14 protein-coding genes, 1 tRNA gene and 2 pseudogenes are annotated in these 15,333 nt (G+C 58.4%); 8 read left to right on the forward strand and 9 right to left on the reverse strand.

Going from position 1 to position 15,333, the window contains the following annotated elements:
* Window positions 1-50: 50 nt before the first annotated feature.
* Window positions 51-734: an oligoribonuclease gene (gene orn / locus L0H14_RS09040; protein WP_301419729.1), complete on the reverse strand. Its 684-nt coding sequence runs from the start codon at window positions 732-734 to the stop codon at window positions 51-53.
* Between the two features lie 103 nt (window positions 735-837).
* Between orn and mptB (L0H14_RS09045) the strand changes: the two genes are divergently transcribed.
* The 4 genes from mptB (L0H14_RS09045) to L0H14_RS09060 all read left to right on the forward strand — a co-directional run bounded on the left by mptB (L0H14_RS09045) (window position 838) and on the right by L0H14_RS09060 (window position 5,534).
* On the forward strand, window positions 838-2,427 hold the full coding sequence (mptB, locus tag L0H14_RS09045; protein WP_301419728.1) for a polyprenol phosphomannose-dependent alpha 1,6 mannosyltransferase MptB: 1,590 nt from the start codon (window positions 838-840) through the stop codon (window positions 2,425-2,427).
* Window positions 2,427-4,019 carry a polyprenol phosphomannose-dependent alpha 1,6 mannosyltransferase MptB gene (gene mptB, locus L0H14_RS09050; protein ID WP_301419727.1) on the forward strand — a complete coding sequence of 531 codons (1,593 nt, stop codon included), beginning with the start codon at window positions 2,427-2,429 and terminating at the stop codon, window positions 4,017-4,019. The genes mptB (L0H14_RS09045) and mptB (L0H14_RS09050) overlap by 1 nt, the downstream gene beginning before the upstream one ends.
* Window positions 4,020-4,050: 31 nt before the next feature.
* Complete coding sequence (locus L0H14_RS09055; RefSeq protein ID WP_301419726.1) at window positions 4,051-4,731, forward strand: SDR family oxidoreductase; 681 nt, start codon at window positions 4,051-4,053, stop codon at window positions 4,729-4,731.
* Between the two features lie 92 nt (window positions 4,732-4,823).
* Window positions 4,824-5,534 carry a GPP34 family phosphoprotein gene (locus L0H14_RS09060; RefSeq protein ID WP_301419725.1) on the forward strand — a complete coding sequence of 237 codons (711 nt, stop codon included), beginning with the start codon at window positions 4,824-4,826 and terminating at the stop codon, window positions 5,532-5,534.
* Window positions 5,535-5,654: 120 nt separating this feature from the next.
* On the opposite strand, the gene L0H14_RS09065 is transcribed toward L0H14_RS09060, so the two are convergent.
* Window positions 5,655-5,728, reverse strand: a tRNA-Arg gene (locus tag L0H14_RS09065).
* Window positions 5,729-5,887: 159 nt separating this feature from the next.
* Here L0H14_RS09065 and L0H14_RS09070 point away from each other — a divergent pair.
* Together L0H14_RS09070 and ettA are read left to right on the forward strand one after the other, a co-directional pair.
* Window positions 5,888-6,334, forward strand: coding sequence for a single-stranded DNA-binding protein (locus L0H14_RS09070; RefSeq protein ID WP_301419511.1), 447 nt, complete (start codon window positions 5,888-5,890; stop codon window positions 6,332-6,334).
* 79 nt (window positions 6,335-6,413) lie between these two features.
* Window positions 6,414-8,096: an energy-dependent translational throttle protein EttA gene (gene ettA / locus L0H14_RS09075; protein ID WP_301421696.1), complete on the forward strand. Its 1,683-nt coding sequence runs from the start codon at window positions 6,414-6,416 to the stop codon at window positions 8,094-8,096.
* A 71-nt stretch (window positions 8,097-8,167) separates the two neighbouring features.
* Here the strand turns inward: ettA and L0H14_RS09080 are convergent, their stop codons facing one another.
* Both L0H14_RS09080 and L0H14_RS09085 read right to left on the reverse strand, forming a co-directional pair.
* Entirely contained in the window at window positions 8,168-9,505 is a 1,338-nt protein-coding gene (locus L0H14_RS09080; protein WP_301421697.1) for an MFS transporter, read from the reverse strand.
* Between the two features lie 46 nt (window positions 9,506-9,551).
* Entirely contained in the window at window positions 9,552-10,445 is an 894-nt protein-coding gene (locus L0H14_RS09085; protein ID WP_301419508.1) for an acyl-CoA thioesterase II, read from the reverse strand.
* Between the two features lie 36 nt (window positions 10,446-10,481).
* Between L0H14_RS09085 and L0H14_RS09090 the strand changes: the two genes are divergently transcribed.
* Window positions 10,482-11,222 (forward strand): hypothetical protein, encoded by a 741-nt coding sequence (locus L0H14_RS09090; RefSeq protein WP_301421699.1) that lies wholly within the window; start codon window positions 10,482-10,484, stop codon window positions 11,220-11,222.
* Here the strand turns inward: L0H14_RS09090 and L0H14_RS09095 are convergent.
* Window positions 11,219-11,584: pseudogene (locus tag L0H14_RS09095) on the reverse strand (globin); the annotation flags it as partial. The gene L0H14_RS09090 and the pseudogene L0H14_RS09095 sit on opposite strands and share 4 nt — an antisense overlap.
* A 285-nt stretch (window positions 11,585-11,869) precedes the next feature.
* Window positions 11,870-12,304: pseudogene (locus tag L0H14_RS09100) on the reverse strand (OsmC family protein); the annotation flags it as partial.
* Between the two features lie 63 nt (window positions 12,305-12,367).
* Here L0H14_RS09100 and L0H14_RS09105 point away from each other — a divergent pair.
* A complete protein-coding gene (locus L0H14_RS09105; RefSeq protein ID WP_301419506.1) occupies window positions 12,368-12,814 on the forward strand; it encodes a molybdenum cofactor biosynthesis protein MoaE in 447 nt (148 codons plus the stop codon).
* Here L0H14_RS09105 and L0H14_RS09110 read toward each other — a convergent pair.
* From L0H14_RS09110 to L0H14_RS09120, 3 genes are read right to left on the reverse strand one after another with little or no spacing between them, the layout of a single operon-like run.
* Window positions 12,811-13,041 carry a MoaD/ThiS family protein gene (locus L0H14_RS09110; RefSeq protein WP_301419505.1) on the reverse strand — a complete coding sequence of 77 codons (231 nt, stop codon included), beginning with the start codon at window positions 13,039-13,041 and terminating at the stop codon, window positions 12,811-12,813. The two genes, L0H14_RS09105 and L0H14_RS09110, sit on opposite strands and share 4 nt — an antisense overlap.
* Complete coding sequence (glp, locus tag L0H14_RS09115) at window positions 13,038-14,237, reverse strand: gephyrin-like molybdotransferase Glp (protein ID WP_301421700.1); 1,200 nt, start codon at window positions 14,235-14,237, stop codon at window positions 13,038-13,040. The genes L0H14_RS09110 and glp overlap by 4 nt, the downstream gene beginning before the upstream one ends.
* Window positions 14,234-15,292, reverse strand: a complete 1,059-nt coding sequence (locus tag L0H14_RS09120; RefSeq protein ID WP_301421701.1) for a ThiF family adenylyltransferase — start codon at window positions 15,290-15,292, stop codon at window positions 14,234-14,236. Before L0H14_RS09120 ends, glp begins: the two co-directional genes overlap by 4 nt.
* Window positions 15,293-15,333: the final 41 nt, after the last annotated feature.

The following is a 15,333-nucleotide window of genomic DNA, read 5'->3' on the forward strand; positions in this document are numbered from 1 at the left end:
AGCACATCCAAAATTCCCTACTCACCACGCACGACTTTGAAATAGCCCTGCTAATCCTGGTCCTGCGCCAAGGTTGGCTCTGCGTAAAGGACGAGATCGTCGCGGACTTTGCGGGCTTCTTCGACGGCTGGACCCGGGGGAGTGACCATGATGGCTTCGCGGTAGTAGCGCAACTCATTGATGGAATCGGTGATATCGCCAAGTGCCCGGTGGTTGCCTAACTTCTCAGGCGACTTCGCATAAGCATTCGGGTACCAGCGCTTGGCCAATTCCTTAATGGAGGACACATCCACGATGCGATAGTGCAGATGGGCAGCCAGATCTGGCATCTCTGCAAACAAGAAGCGCTGATCCTGACCAACGGTGTTGCCAGCCAAGAGGGCGGTGCGTGGTTTCGGGCAGAACTTCTTCACATAGTCCAGCAGTTGTTTTTCTGCTTCAGCTGCGGTGATGCCGTTGTGCCACTGCTCAGAGAGTCCATTATTGCGGTGCATTTCCACGACTACTGGGTCCATCTGTTCGATGGCTGCTGCCGGTGGCTTGATAATGACATCGATGCCGTCGTCCAAAACGTTCAGATCGGCGTCGGTAATAATAATGGCGACCTCAACCAGTGCGTCAACACCGGGATAGAGACCGGTCATTTCCGCATCGAGCCAGACCATATTGCGGTCTTGATCTTTGGATGCCGCCGAAGCTGGCTCAAATGGCTGGGGCGTTGTTTCGTTGTTCAAGATATTTCTCCTACCTAAGGTGTCGATATTCAGCCTACCGATGTCCGGTGATACATTTATGCCCAACGTCATTGATATTAAACTGTCCGATTGAAAGTTGTTGATGGCCACTCTGGAAGCTGCCCGAAGCGGCACAACAATGCATGCCTGGCCTGCTATAGCAGTCGGGCTTGTGGGCTCGGTGATTCTCACCGCAGGTTCCTGGTCGGTCGGATGGGTCGCACCAAACTCCGGAATTAACTCGACCCAATGGTTGGCGCCGTTTCGCACCACCGAATGGGGTGTGACGCTTGGCACCGTGTTGTTGACCATTGGTGCTTGGGGCATGATCTGGGGCTGGTTACGGCTTGGCAGGGTGCTGCGCCGGCCAACGCAACGATTTCGCGGAAAATACGAATTCGTCCCCGGTGGCATGCGCATCATCAATTGGACCGTTGCGCTGTGGAGTTTGCCACAATTATTTGCGCTGACCATATTTTCGCGCGACATGCTGGCCTACCTGAATCAGGGTCGTCAGGTATTGGCAGGCCAGAACCCATATGAGTCCGGGATTTCAAACCTGCCGAACTGGTTTCAACTAGGCACCGACACAATGTGGGCCGAAGATGCCACACCCTATGGGCCCATGTTCTTGTGGATCGAAGGTGCGGTCGTTGGGATAACCGGTGCGGACCAACCCGATATCGCCATTTTCCTGTTCCGTCTGGTCTCCCTGTTCGGTGTGGCACTGATCATGTACTTCGTACCGAAGCTTGCCGAGATGCAGGGGTGGGATCCGGCACGTGCCCAGTGGATTTCGGCGGCCAACCCACTATTTATCATCTCGTTTGTGGCCTCCGGGCATAACGATTCACTGATGGTCGGGTTCATGGTCGCTGCCATTTATGCGGTGTGGCGCGGTCACGGGGTGGTGGCCGTGGTGCTGATGAGTGTGTCGATCGGCATGAAAGTTATTTCGATTGTGCTACTGCCGTTCATTGGTCTGTGGTGGGCCGGGCGCAAGGCGTCCTGGCCGAAAATCTTTTGGTACTGGTTCGTGACACTAGGCCTGACGGTGGTGATCATGCTCGGTGTCGGGTGGGTCAACGGCTACGGGCTCGACTGGGTTCGAGTGATCGCAGGAACCGGGTCTATCTGGAGCTTCTGGTCGCCGGTCGGGGCGATCGGTGAACTCGCCCGGGTAGCCGTGGTCGAACTGGGCTTAGGCGACGGCGAATCCGTGATGGGTGCCGTCCGCCTAGCCGGGCGACTGCTGTCCGTCGTCATCGTGCTGTTCTTGATGTTCTGGCGCAAAACCCAGCACATCCTGGGTAGAGCCACCTGGGCGTTTGCTGCCCTGGTCGTGCTCTCGCCGGTGATCCACCCGTGGTATCTACTGTGGTTACTGCCGCTGTTTGTGATGCTGGGCATCCGTTCCAACTGGCAGCTGCGCTGGGTGATCTTCACCGCCGTCTTCTTCACCGCCTACGGCGCCGGTGACCAACTATATGTCTGGCAGGTTTTGGAAATCGGCGGGCTCATGAAAATGCTGTCCTGGGGGCTGTCCGTCGTGCTTGCGGTGTGGGTGCTTTACTATGACCCCTGGACCTCACCGATGTTCAAAAACGAATGGCATCTGCGCCAAACCTGGCGGCGAACCCAACTGGCCTATCAACGCTTCAAGACCAACCGCAAAACGTCGTCGGAGGGCTGATGACCAAGCTGTTCGTCCCCTCGAGGATCGACACGGATCCCGGCCACCACATTCGCATGGGCGTGGCCGCATCCGTGATCATCATGGTCGCATCCTGGGGCGTGGGCTGGCTGCCGCAAGCCCAAAACTCTTGGTTCGCCGGCACCACGATCCTCAACCCGATGCGTGTCTGGACCCCGGGTGTCACCATCAGCGCCGTTGCCCTGGTGATCGGCGGGCTACTGCTGGTGCGGTCCTGGCTGCGTCTTGGACAAGCACTCCAGCTGCCCTTCACCACCGAATCCGGCGGTCCCAACGTTGGGTCGGTCAAAGAATCTGCACGTAAACACCGAATCAACGATCATAAATTGGCCATTATCAACCGGGCCATTTGGTGGTGGGTCGCTCCGCTGACGTTCAGTTTCCCCATCATGTCCCGGGATGTGTTTTCCTACCTGGCCCAGGGGCGCCTGCTCCACGCCGGCCTAGACCCCTACGGCGAAGGCGTCTCGTCGCTACCGGGTTGGTTCATGATTGGCGCCGACTCCCTGTGGGCACAATCCCCATCACCCTACGGTCCGGCCTTTCTGTTGATCTCGCAGTTCGTCTGGTTCATTACCGACGGCGGCCCCGAATGGGCCATCCTGGTATTTCGCCTGATGTTCTTGGGCGGCATGGCACTGTGTATGTGGGCGGTACCGCGCCTCGCACGCCGTTTTGGTGCCCGCGGCGATTGGGCGCAGTGGATCTTCATCGCCAACCCGCTGTTTGCGCTCTACATGGTCGCCGGTGCACACAACGACACCCTGATGCTAGGCCTCCTACTCGCCGGTTTCTACTTCATCAACCACGGTTGGCCGCCAGAAGTTCGACGACGGCGCATACTGTTGGGCTTCGTCTTGCTCGCCGGGTCTATTGCCATCAAACCCCTGACCGTGCTGGTGCTGCCCTTCGCCGGGCTGCTGCTCATCTGGCGACCCGGGCGACGCATCACCTACCGCGCCCGCCTCATCGTCTGGGCCAAATTAGTGCTCGTCGTCGGAACCGTTCTGGTGGTCTTCGGTGCGGTGACCGGGTTGTGGTTCGGCTGGATCGAAGCGATGTTGACCTCGGGTGAAGCCGCCTTCCCGTATGCGCCCTTCGGCCTGTTGGGTCTCGGATTAGGCTGGGTCGTTGACGCGGTATTTGGGACCGGCATCGACCCGGTAGCCCAAACCTTTTACTCCCTGGGCACCCTGGCCATCGCCGTCGTCACCGCATGGCTGGCCCTGATGCCCCGGCCGAAACGCCCCGTCCTCGCCGCCGCCTTAGCCTTGACCACCGCGGTCCTGGTGGCACCCGTCTTCCAGCCCTGGTATGTACTGTGGCTTTTACCACTCTTCGCGGTCGTTGGCGTGTGGCGCGGCTGGGCATCGTCATTGCTGTATTTACTGGTCACGGTACTCGTGGTGGTGGGCGTCGTCGATCAATTGGCCGTGTCACAGTGGATTCCGATCCTGCCGCTACGCATTCTTACGGCTGCCGTCGGACTCATCGGAGTGCTGGTGTTAGTGTTCTTTGACCCATTAACGCGGAGAGCTTTCCCACAGACTCAAAAGACGGTAGACCCTTAGAGTGTTAACACATCAATCTGAAGGGAAACACATGTCAGTAATCACGCTTATTGGCGGCCACGGACAAGTGGCCCTGCGCACCACACCGCTCCTCGTGGATGCGGGATATACGGTCGCATCCGTCATCCGGAACCCAGAACATTCCGGCGATATTGAAACCGCTGGTGCGACACCTGTCGTCGCCGACGTCGAACAGCTCGACACCGACGCCCTGGCCGAGTTGTTGGAGGGCAGCGATGCGGTTATCTGGTCTGCCGGTGCCGGTGGCAGCGGGCCACAGCACACGTGGGGCATTGATCGTGACGCCGCAATTCGCACCATTGACGCCGCACAGCAAGCCGGCATAGCTCGCTTCGTGATGGTTTCGTACTTCAATCCGGTGCTTGAAGACGGTGAAGTTCCAGGTGTTGAACCAGAAGACGACATGTATGCCTACTACAACGCCAAAGCACAGGCCGACGAGCATCTGCGCAATTCCAAGCTGGACTGGACCATCGTGGGGCCATCCGCGCTGACCCTTGATGAGCCAACCGGTCTGGTCACCGTTGACACTTCGGGCGCCCACCGCGACATTGATGTGCCATCGACCTCGCGGGGAAACGTTGCCGCAGTGATTGCCGCCGCTCTGCAAGACCCCGCCTCGATTGGCACCACCCTGTCATTCCACGACGGCGACACACCCGTCGCCCAAGCTGTGGCCCAGGGAAACTAGCTGCTCTCAAGCTTGCAAAAACCGGTACCTGATATTTATTAGGTACCGGTTTTTTCTGCACTGTATATTAAGACATACAGAAGGAGAACAGCATGCATGACTCATCGAACGGCGCTCCGCAACCAGACAACACCGAGGAATTGACGCTGCCTGAGGCCATCATGCTGCTACTCTTTGACCCGCGCACCGGAGCTATCGCCGGTGAAGGGCAAAAGCTCATGATCGTATTGGGCGCCGCGACAGTAACGGATCTTGCACTTCGACACCATATCGAGCTGGATGATAAACACCGTAAAGCTCGCGCGATCGGCAATGCTCCCGACCATCCATTGCTTGCTGAATCTTGGAATCGCGTCCCCGGACGCTTCACGAGTATTCGCACATTGATTTTTGATATCGGAGCCCGCGCTCGTGAATCCACGCTGAACAGACTGATGACGGCGGGCCACATTCACAAAGGCTCACGCCGCATACTAGGTTTTATCCCCGCTACGAAATACTCGGGCGGCGACACCACGGTTCGCGACACTTTGCTCGACCGAATTCGCGCAGCATTGCTCGATGACGTTGTTCCTCAGGCATATACTGCAACGCTGATTACGCTCTTATCGAGCAGTCGAAGCTTGCCGGCCATGAACAGTGACATTGCCTGGTCGGGCACGGTTCATACCCGCGCCAAGGAGTTTGAACGTGGCCACTGGGGCGCCCAGCCGGATTCCGACGCCGTCGACAGGACGCTGGTCACCGACATTGTCGGCATCGCATTTCCTAAAGTCTTGGGGCGCATAACGCGCGGTGACTAGTTCCGTCCATTGCATCGTGTTTGCGTGGATCATAGGGGGAGGTTCAGCCGTCAGACCTTTTTAGCCAAGAAAGAACCGGCACCTGATCTTGCGCCTATGCATGTCAGGTGCCGGTTGTTGCGCCCCAGGAGGGACTCGAACCCCCGACCTACGGATTAGAAGGCCGTTGCTCTATCCGGCTGAGCTACTGAGGCAACAGGCGATAGTCTACCCAAAATGTTGTCCACACCGCCAAATGGGCAGACGTGTTATCCACAATTCTACGACGAGCCCGCCCATTGTGATGCGTCATTGCGTTGAATGAGCGCTATTCGAAGCGTATTCGAATACTTCGTCAACGAAAGGATACGACCATGAAAACTCAATTGACCGCTCGGGGGAATGTGGCCACAGCACCGCGCCGAGTCGTGACAGATTCTGGCATGGTGATCGTGGAATTCCGGCTCGCCGCGACAGAAAGAGTCCTGAATCGTCAGACCCAAGAATGGGAGGACGGTAATACTTCGTGGTACACGGTGACTGCTTTCCGTCGTCTTGCCGAAAATATCTTTCGCTCTTTTAGTCTGGGCGATCCGGTAACCGTCACCGGACGGGTAGCCATCAAACAGTGGGTTTCTAAAGATGAAGCCAAGCGCGGCACGACTGCTGAAATCGTTGCCGACACCGCCGGCCATGACTTGATGATGGGATTCACCGATTTCACCCGGTACACCAAAGCTCACCAGCGCATGGAAGAAACGCACGGCGATGGCCCATTGGTGGAACAAGAATGGGAAGAACCCGAACCCATGACGGCCTAATGTTCGCTGCAAACTGGACGCGTTGCGGCGGCAGGATAAGAATTACGTTCTGCTGCCGCGACCGACTACTGTAGAGCACATGGCCGAATTTATTTATCAAATGATCAAAACTCGCAAAAAAGTTGGCGATAAGGTCATTCTTGACGACGTAACAATGTCCTTTTACCCCGGCGCCAAGATCGGTATGGTCGGACCCAACGGTGCTGGTAAATCTACAATCCTCAAAATTATGGCGGGCCTCGACGAGCCCTCCAACGGTGACGCCTGGCTGTCACCCGGCTACTCGGTTGGAATCCTGCTGCAGGAACCACCGCTGAGCGAGGACAAAACCGTCCTGGAGAACGTGCAAGAGGGTGTTGGCGAGGTTTACCAGAAGCTACAGCGCTTCAACCAGATCTCAGCCGAAATGGCCGAACCTGACGCTGACTTCGACGCCCTGATGGAAGAAATGGGCAAACTCCAAGAAGCCATCGATAACGCCGACGGCTGGGACATCGACTCCCAGATCGGTCAGGCTATGGAGGCCCTCCAGCTGCCAGATGGCGATGAACCAGTAACCCACCTCTCCGGTGGTGAACGCCGCCGCGTTGCCCTGGTCAAACTGCTGTTGGAAAAACCAGACTTGTTGCTGCTCGATGAGCCGACGAACCACCTGGACGCTGAATCAGTTGCATGGCTTGAAGGCCACCTGGCCTCATACCATGGTGCCGTCATCGCGATTACTCACGACCGTTACTTCCTTGATCACGTTGCTGAATGGATTGCTGAGGTCGACCGTGGTCGTCTCTACCCATATGAGGGCAACTACACGACCTACCTGGAGAAGAAACAGGAACGTCTGGAAGTTCAGGGGAAGAAAGACGCGAAACTCTCTCGCCGTCTTAAGGACGAGCTCGAGTGGGTACGTACCAACGCCAAGGGACGTCAGGCCAAGCAGAAGGCTCGTCTGGAACGCTACGAAGAGATGGCCAATGAGGCCGAGAAGACTCGCGTGCTGGACTTTGAAGAAATCCAGATCCCACCTGGACCGCGTCTTGGTAGTCAGGTGATCGAAGCCGAGAATATTTCCAAAGGCTTCGACGGTCGTACCCTCATCGACAACCTCAGCTTCTCAATGCCACCAAACGGCATCGTGGGCATTATTGGTCCAAACGGTGTGGGTAAGACCACGCTGTTCAAAACCATTATGGGAGAGGAAGAGATTGACTCCGGTGACCTGAAAATCGGTGACTCGGTCAAGATTTCTTATGTTGACCAGAGCCGTGCCAATATCGACCCGGAACAGTCGCTGTGGGAAGTTGTTTCCGATGGTCTGGACTACATTCAGGTGGGCAACGTCGAGATGCCATCACGCGCCTACGTCTCAGCATTCGGGTTCAAAGGTCCGGATCAGCAGAAGAAGGCCGGGGTCCTCTCCGGTGGTGAGCGCAACCGTCTCAACCTCGCGCTAACGCTGAAAGAGGGCGGCAACTTGCTGCTGCTCGACGAACCGACGAACGACCTCGACGTCGAGACCCTGACCTCGCTCGAGAACGCTCTGCTGGAATTCCCCGGCTGTGCCGTGGTCATTTCGCACGACCGTTGGTTCCTAGACCGCGTTGCGACCCACATGCTCGCCTGGGAAGGCACCGAAGAAAACCCAGCCAACTGGTACTGGTTCGAGGGGAACTTCGAATCCTACGAAGCGAATAAGCTGGAACGTCTTGGCCCAGAAGCGACCCGCGAAGCCCGTGCAACGCACCGTCGCCTGACACGCAACTAATAGCACAACGTTCTGCCTCGTATCCCACAGCGGATGCGAGGCAGAATGCTTTAAAAACTCTTTAAGGCATGCTATTTCCTGCGTTCACTCGCGGATGTTTTGGGATCAGAAACCGGCCACAGCAGGATAAGTCCGGCCACCAGGACGAGGAGAATCGCCGGAACCATCATCCGTGATTCGCCACTGAGCCCGACAAACAGGGCGATGAGTGCCGGCGTTAAGAATGAGACGGACCGGCCGGTCGTGGCATAGAGACCATAAATTTCTCCGGCTGTCTGGTGGCTGGTGAGTCGCCCAAGGAATGCTCGTGAGGATGACTGCACCGGACCAACGAAGAAACACAGGAATAACCCCCAGATCCAAAATGCCACCGTACCGTCTTGGACGAAGACGATGGCCGCAGAAAGCACTAGACCCAGCAGAGAGACCACGATAATACGTTTCGGACCGAATCTATCGTCAAATAATCCACCGAGAAACGCCCCGGCTGCCGCCACGACATTGGCCCCGATCCCAAAGAATAAAATGTCGCCGGGGTCCACACCATAAACGGTGGTCCCCAGAATCGCACCGTATGCGAAAACCGCACCAACGCCGTCGCGAAACACCGCCGATGAGACTAAAAACCAGAAGGTATTGCGTTCGTGCTTCCACAAATTCGCAATGGTGCCCAGCAGCTGACGGTAGGACTGCGCGATACTGACGCGTTCAGCTTGGGGTTCCTTGGGTTCGGTGGCACCTTTCCGTGTGCGCATGACGATGACCACCGGCAGCGCGAAGATCAAGAACCAGCACGCCGCAAACAGCGCGACCACGCGAATGTTCATAGCGTCGTCGTCGGCAATACCAAACCAGTGAGAGTCTCCGCCGATGAAACCAACGTATACCAACAACAGCAGAAAGATGCCGCCAAGGTACCCGGCGCCCCAGCCCAGACCGGAGATGCGTCCGATGGTCGAAGGCGAAGATATTTTGACCATCATCGCGTTGTACTGCACTTCCGCGAACTCGAAAAATACGTTGCCGGCGGAGAGCAAGATGACACCCAGCAGTAAGAACGACTCATCCGGTTGGACGAAAAAACACGCAGCGGTGGTGAGGATGACCAGGGCGGTGTTGACACCTAGCCAGAGGGAGCGCCGGCCGTCGCGGTCAGCTCGCTGGCCGATCACCGGGGCCGTCAGGGCGATGACGACACCGGCAATGGCGTTACCCGCGGCTAACCAGGAAGTCCCGCGATCATCGGCACCGAAGGCATCGGATGCCAGATAGGTACCGAACACAAACGTGATCATGACGGCGTTGAATGCGGCAGACCCCCAATCCCACATGGCCCAGGCGGTGACGTGAGTGCGCTTGACTCGCGGGTTGGGTGGTTGGGCGGTGTGTGCAGTGCTGGCATCAGACATAGTGGCATCGTATCCATAGTGGTGTGGACCAGGCGTGAACGGGTGGTTACTGATCGAATTTCGGCAGCCGAATCATGCCCTCCTGCGCCACAGTTGCCACGAGATCTCCGTGGATCGTATAAATCTTTCCGGTGCCGAGCCCTCTGGCGGATTGTGCCGACGGCGACTCTTGAACGAACAGCAGCCAATCATCCAGGTTGAAAGGTCGATGGAACCACATGGCATGGTCCAGTGAGGCGACGGAGATATCGGGGGTTGTCCAGGTGACGCCGTGGTTGCGCAAAATGGATTCCAGCAGCGTGTAGTCGGAACCGTAGGCCAGCGCGGCCGCAGCGACATTGCGCGAGACCTTCACCGGGGTGAATGTTTTCATCCACACGATGTTGCGGTTGACCTTTTCGGAACCCGGGCGCAAGAAAATCGGCTCGTAGGCGTACCGAATATCGAAGGGCCGGTTATACGCCAGATCCTGAGCGGCAGGGTCATCGATCATGCCCACCAGCGAGGAAATCGGCGGTAGATCGTCCGGTAAGGGAATGCCCTCGGGCATTGGTTCTTGGTGCGTGACGCCGTCTGCTTCCGTTTGAAATGAGCAGGTCAGCGACAGAATGACTTTGTTGTGCTGGGTGACCTCGACATGGCGAACCGAGAAGGAACGGCCGTCCCTGTGGTGATCGACCTTAATGTTCAGTGGTTCGGCGGCGTCTCCTGGTCGGATGAAATAGCAGTGCATCGAATGCATAAACCGATCCGCTTCCACCGAATGGCTGGCGGCAACCAGGGATTGGGCCATGACCTGTCCACCAAACACCCGACCACGGGTTTGCGATGGTGTGTAGCCGTTGAATGTGCTCGAATGTTCATCGGCATCCACGCGTTCCAGTTTCAGAACGTTGCGCAGAATGTCAGTTGGGTCATCCGGATATGAAGCGTCTGCCATAGTTGCCTTTCGGTTGAATTGCCTGGTCATACTCTAGTGCTGTCAGCTCAATTCGGGGCAGTCCTGATGCCCGTGCCGGGTGGCGTAGGCATAATTGGAGACATGGAATATGTCTTGCCGTTTGCCACCCTGAACGCCGTCAAAGATTTACAAAGTTTTGTGACCAGGGCAAAAACCTTGGATACCACCGGCGTACGGTTCCACGTTTCCGGTGATGTCCTGGCGGTGTCGGTGTCTGTGATGCACCCCGGGGGACTGGGCGATAAGGTGCCCATGGTTGTGGGTATGCGAACACTTGCACTGGATTTTACCGGCATCGAGCGCTTCACCATGGACTCGGTGTTCGAAATGGACGCCATTACCGACCGGACCAACCGGATGATCTCGCAAGGTTCCACACAGTTTGTGCTGCCACCCAGAGAAATTACGGTGATGTGGTCAGCTATGAACGCGCCGCGCTCCGGTTGGATGGCCAAGGCCGTGGTGGACGATTTCGAGATCCGAAAAATTGCGCGCAACGGCATCAGCCGGGTGGGGGAGATGCTGCCAGAAAATGCCGGAGGCCCGGTGTTAGCTCGCGTCCGTGCCGATGTTTGGGCCGAGACCATTGGCGATCCGGCACAGGTGGAGTTTCCTGCAGGTGCTACGTTGGGCGCCCACAGCCTGGGGTTTTTGGCTCCGCGCGGTGAAACCACCGTATCGACGTCGGCCAACTGGATTCGCCTCTCATCCGCCGGGGGACACGTGCTGGTCCGCCCCGCGGTGATGGTCAGCTAGGCCTGATTTTGCATGGCGCGTGCGGCGCGCTCGAAGTAATCCCACATGGTGTCATAGTGCAGCGGCGCTAGATCTAGCGTATCCATGGCATTGCGCATGAACCGCAGCCACGTTTCGCGAGCCTTGGCATCAATGTGGAACGGCATGTGGCGTGCGCGCAACCTCGGGTGGCCGCGTTGCTGCGAGTAGTCCGAAGGCCCACCCCAGTATTGGATCAAAAACAGGCGCAACCGTTCCTCGGCTGGGCCCAGATCCTCCTCCGGGTACATGGCCTTAAACTCCGGGTCGGCCTCGACCTGTTGGTAAAACTCGTGGACCAACTTTGTGAATGTCGGCGCACCGCCCACCTGATCATAGAACGAGGTCTGCTCGGCCGGGGCGTTTGTCCGCTGTGCTTTGACGGCGGCGTCTTGAGTTTCTTGGGTTGAGGCGTTGGGATCCTCAGGCTGCGTTGTGGTTGCATCACGGCGCTGACGTTCTGCTTCTCGCTTGGCGCGGAGGGCCGCAAGCCGTGCCTCGTCGTTGCCGGACACCTGCGAGGGTTTCTTGGACTGACGCGGTTTCAGCACGGCAATCGGGGCACCCAGTCGAGAAGAAAATTGTGGCAGCTCGGGCATCTGATGCTGGTGCGGTACTTCCAGCGTGATCGGGAAGTTCACGCTGCGGGCAATGAAGCACTGGCGGTGTGCCTCATCGTGCAGCTCGCGGGCACGCGGCGCCAGCATAGCGTCGGCAACCCACACCTCCGGATACAGGGTGGCACCGGTCACCTGCCCGCCGTCGGCACCTGCTTGCAGTGTGAGTTCACCGCGCACCGAAACTTTATCGACCGCAATCTCGGCCTCACCGGCGACATAGAGGTACGACAAGATATGACACTCGACTAGCGCAGCGAGCAGGAGCTGCTCGGGATTCCAGCGATTGGTGTCCCCGTGGAAGGGTTTGGCCGCTGAGCCGCGGAGTTCGCCCGGCCCCTCGGCCTGGATGACGACGTCGCGACGGAAGCCGCGCAGTGGGTGGGGGCTGGCCGGGGTGGTGTTCCATTCGGCGCGTAATGAAAACTCATGTTGCACGGTAGTCATTCTAGTTCAGCCAAACCCGGCTGCAGCCTATTGCCCCGCGCAGCGAACACCTAGACTGGGAGCATGAACCTGGTTGAACTGTCCGTAGTAACCGAAACCCCCTTGGACGCCGGCGCACTCGAGGCTGCCGTCGCTGCTCCCGACGCCGGTGCAACGGTCGTATTTCAGGGTGTGGTGCGAGATCATGATCCCGAAGCGGCCGGCACGGTGACCGGGTTGGAATATTCGGCGCACCCGGATGCCACCAGTTACCTACGTGACGTCGTAGCCGAAGCCAATGTCTCGATCCACAATGCGCTGGACTCCGAGCCGTTACCCGTGCGAGTGGTCGCCGCCCATCGGATTGGTCCCCTGGATATCGGGGACACCGCACTAGTAGTTGCCGTATCGGCCGCACATCGTCAAGAAGCGTTCGGTGTGTGCAGCGACGTCGTCGAAAAAATTAAGGCCCGGGTCCCCATTTGGAAGCGTCAGTTCGGCGCCGAGGGGAGTCACTGGGTGGGGATTTAACCCCCGGCAAACGGCGGCAGCACATCCACGGTTGCGCCGTCATCCAGCACAGTTTCTGCACTTGCCTTCGTTCCGTTGACCAAAAATGAGCACCGGGAAATAACCTGGGCGGTGGTCTGAGCATCCGAAAGTTGCTCGATCACATCGGCAATGGTTTCGGCTTGCATTTTGAGTTGTTTGGTCCCGACGACGTCGGCGGCCGCAGCAAAGAGACGAACGGTAATCATAGTGGCAGGTAATCGACAATCTGGTTGGCTTCGATGTGCTCGACTTCAGCGGGCACCTGGATCAGGCCGGTGGTTTGCGCCATTTTCACGGCCAAATGCGAATTCGACGGCAGCGGGGTCACTTGGTCGCCGTCCAGGGTGGCTAACATATAATGGTTGACCTTTTTCGGCGTGGCTAGCGCACGGGTGGTGTAGACGCGGAGTTTTCGCGGATGTGGTGCTCTCCGTTGCATTTTGGCCAGACCCGGCGCCACGAACAGCCGCAGTGACACCAAGACGGCTACAGGATTACCCGGCAATGACCACACCGGGGTGCCCGCTGGCGACAGCCCGAACCCTTGCGGTTTGCCCGGGCGAATATTTACCGTATTGAACGTGATGGCCAGCTCGGGGTCGTCATGTTGCCATGAGGACAGCACGTATTTGGAGATATCGTGGGCGCCCACGGACGCCCCACCGGTCAAAATGATGGCGTCTACTGCGTGTTCCAGCTGGGCGATCGTATGTTCCAGGCTCGGCGCCGAATCACGGATGCGCAACTGGTGGGTTGGATTCGCCCCGAGTTTAGTCAGTGTGGCGGCGACCAGTGGTGCATTGGAATCCGGAATCTGCCCGTACTCAGGTGGGGTGCCCGGCGGGACGAGTTCATCACCGGTCGAAATAATCGCAACCCTGGGACGGCGGGCCGTGTACACAGCGGCATTGCCGGTCGCGGCGATCGCACCGATGTGCTGGGGCTCCAACACCGTTCCGGCAGCGGCCACAATTGAGCCGGCATGGGTGTCCTCGGCGCGACGTCGAATATGCTGATCGGGTTTTGGGATCTGTTTGAACGTAATCGTTTCGGGAATCTGCTGGCTGGGCTCGTGGAATACTTCCAGCGGCACGATCGTATCGGCCCCGGCCGGAACCGGCGCGCCCGTCATCACGGCCGCAGCTTCCCCGGGTGTGATGCGTTCGGGCGTGGTGTGGCCTGCCGGGATACTCTTGGTCACCGGCAGCGTGCCGATTTCAAAACCCTCCAGCGCCACCGCATAGCCGTCCATCGCGGCAGCATCCCAGGGCGGCAGGTCCATTCCCGAGGTCACATTGGCGGCCAACGTATGGCCCAACGCCTCGGCTAACGGCACTTCTTCAACCGGTAGCGGAGCCGTCAACGCTAAAATCCGTCTCAGGTGTTCTTGCTGGGTGATCATCGCACACTCGCCTCATTTTGCAGAGCCTCAACGCCACCATCAAGATACCCCACAACCTCGTACCCTGCCTCGGCCAGTGTCTGTGCGGCCCGAACCGATCGCGGTCCGGTTCGACATAGCGTCACAATCTTGCTGCCCGGCGCGACCGTTTCGCCGACGTCACCGAGTTGATCAAAGGGTACATGGACGACTGGCATGGGCGCCGGGTGCTCGACGATTTCTTCCGCACGGCGCACGTCAATTACCATCGGCGGATCATCTTGGTCCAACACCTCAGTGGATACCGCCATCACACGCACGTTGTCTTGCGGGTCCGGTTGCGCCAGTGGGATCTCGGTGACTTGCATATCCAGGGCATCGACCACCAACATACGCCCCACCAGGTTCCGTCCGGTCCCGACGATGAGCTTGACCGTTTCGGTGGCCAACATCGTCCCAACCATGCCGGCAACCGACCCCAGAATGCCCATTTCGGCACAACCCGGGGTGGCACGCACGTGCGGGGTGTCCGGGAAAATATCGGTCAACCGAACAGCAGGCCCATAGGTTCCGGCTGCATCGAATACGGTAATCTGTGCCGACCACTGCATCAGCGCGCCAAACACCACGGGTACTCCGAGTCGTGCTGCGCCATCGTCGACCACAAATCGCGTATCAAACGAATCTGACCCGTCGACCACGATATCCGGCTGAACCGCACCGACGACGTCGACAAAGTTTTCGCCCAACCGTAGCTGGTGCCCCACGACCTCGACCTCCGGGGCGATGCGCTCACCGGCGGCAATAGCCGATTCAATTTTCGGTTGTCCGATCGACTCGGCCGAATGCAAAATTTGGCGGTTGAGATTCGACAGCTCGACGACGTCGTCATCAAAAACATCGATCCGACCGACCCCGGCCGCAGCCAAATAGGGGATGACCGTGGACCCCAAACCGCCGGCTCCGACCACGGCGACACGCGCACCAGCAAGCCGGTCGGCACCGCCGTCGCCAATCTCAGCCAGACGCCGGTGCCGTGCGGTTCGTACGCGAATAAAATCTGGGTCAGATGTCATGCTCCAAGCCTAACAACACCCTGCCATTAAGGGAGCGGCAC

Origin of the sequence: Yaniella sp., from assembly GCF_030453185.1 — a bacterium.
In the GTDB taxonomy this organism is placed as follows: domain Bacteria; phylum Actinomycetota; class Actinomycetes; order Actinomycetales; family Micrococcaceae; genus Yaniella.

What these genes read in the sequence shown, in the direction of transcription:
- mptB (WP_301419728.1), top strand. Translation starts at nt 838, where the DNA reads ATGGCCACTCTGGAAGCTGCCCGAAGCGGCACAACAATGCATGCCTGG.
- L0H14_RS09055 (WP_301419726.1), top strand. Translation starts at nt 4,051, where the DNA reads ATGTCAGTAATCACGCTTATTGGCGGCCACGGACAAGTGGCCCTGCGC.
- L0H14_RS09105 (WP_301419506.1), top strand. Translation starts at nt 12,368, where the DNA reads ATGAACCTGGTTGAACTGTCCGTAGTAACCGAAACCCCCTTGGACGCC.
- L0H14_RS09060 (WP_301419725.1), top strand. Translation starts at nt 4,824, where the DNA reads ATGCATGACTCATCGAACGGCGCTCCGCAACCAGACAACACCGAGGAA.
- L0H14_RS09080 (WP_301421697.1), bottom strand. Translation starts at nt 9,505, where the DNA reads ATGTCTGATGCCAGCACTGCACACACCGCCCAACCACCCAACCCGCGA.
- L0H14_RS09085 (WP_301419508.1), bottom strand. Translation starts at nt 10,445, where the DNA reads ATGGCAGACGCTTCATATCCGGATGACCCAACTGACATTCTGCGCAAC.
- glp (WP_301421700.1), bottom strand. Translation starts at nt 14,237, where the DNA reads ATGATCACCCAGCAAGAACACCTGAGACGGATTTTAGCGTTGACGGCT.
- L0H14_RS09120 (WP_301421701.1), bottom strand. Translation starts at nt 15,292, where the DNA reads ATGACATCTGACCCAGATTTTATTCGCGTACGAACCGCACGGCACCGG.
- ettA (WP_301421696.1), top strand. Translation starts at nt 6,414, where the DNA reads ATGGCCGAATTTATTTATCAAATGATCAAAACTCGCAAAAAAGTTGGC.
- L0H14_RS09070 (WP_301419511.1), top strand. Translation starts at nt 5,888, where the DNA reads ATGAAAACTCAATTGACCGCTCGGGGGAATGTGGCCACAGCACCGCGC.
- L0H14_RS09110 (WP_301419505.1), bottom strand. Translation starts at nt 13,041, where the DNA reads ATGATTACCGTTCGTCTCTTTGCTGCGGCCGCCGACGTCGTCGGGACC.
- mptB (WP_301419727.1), top strand. Translation starts at nt 2,427, where the DNA reads ATGACCAAGCTGTTCGTCCCCTCGAGGATCGACACGGATCCCGGCCAC.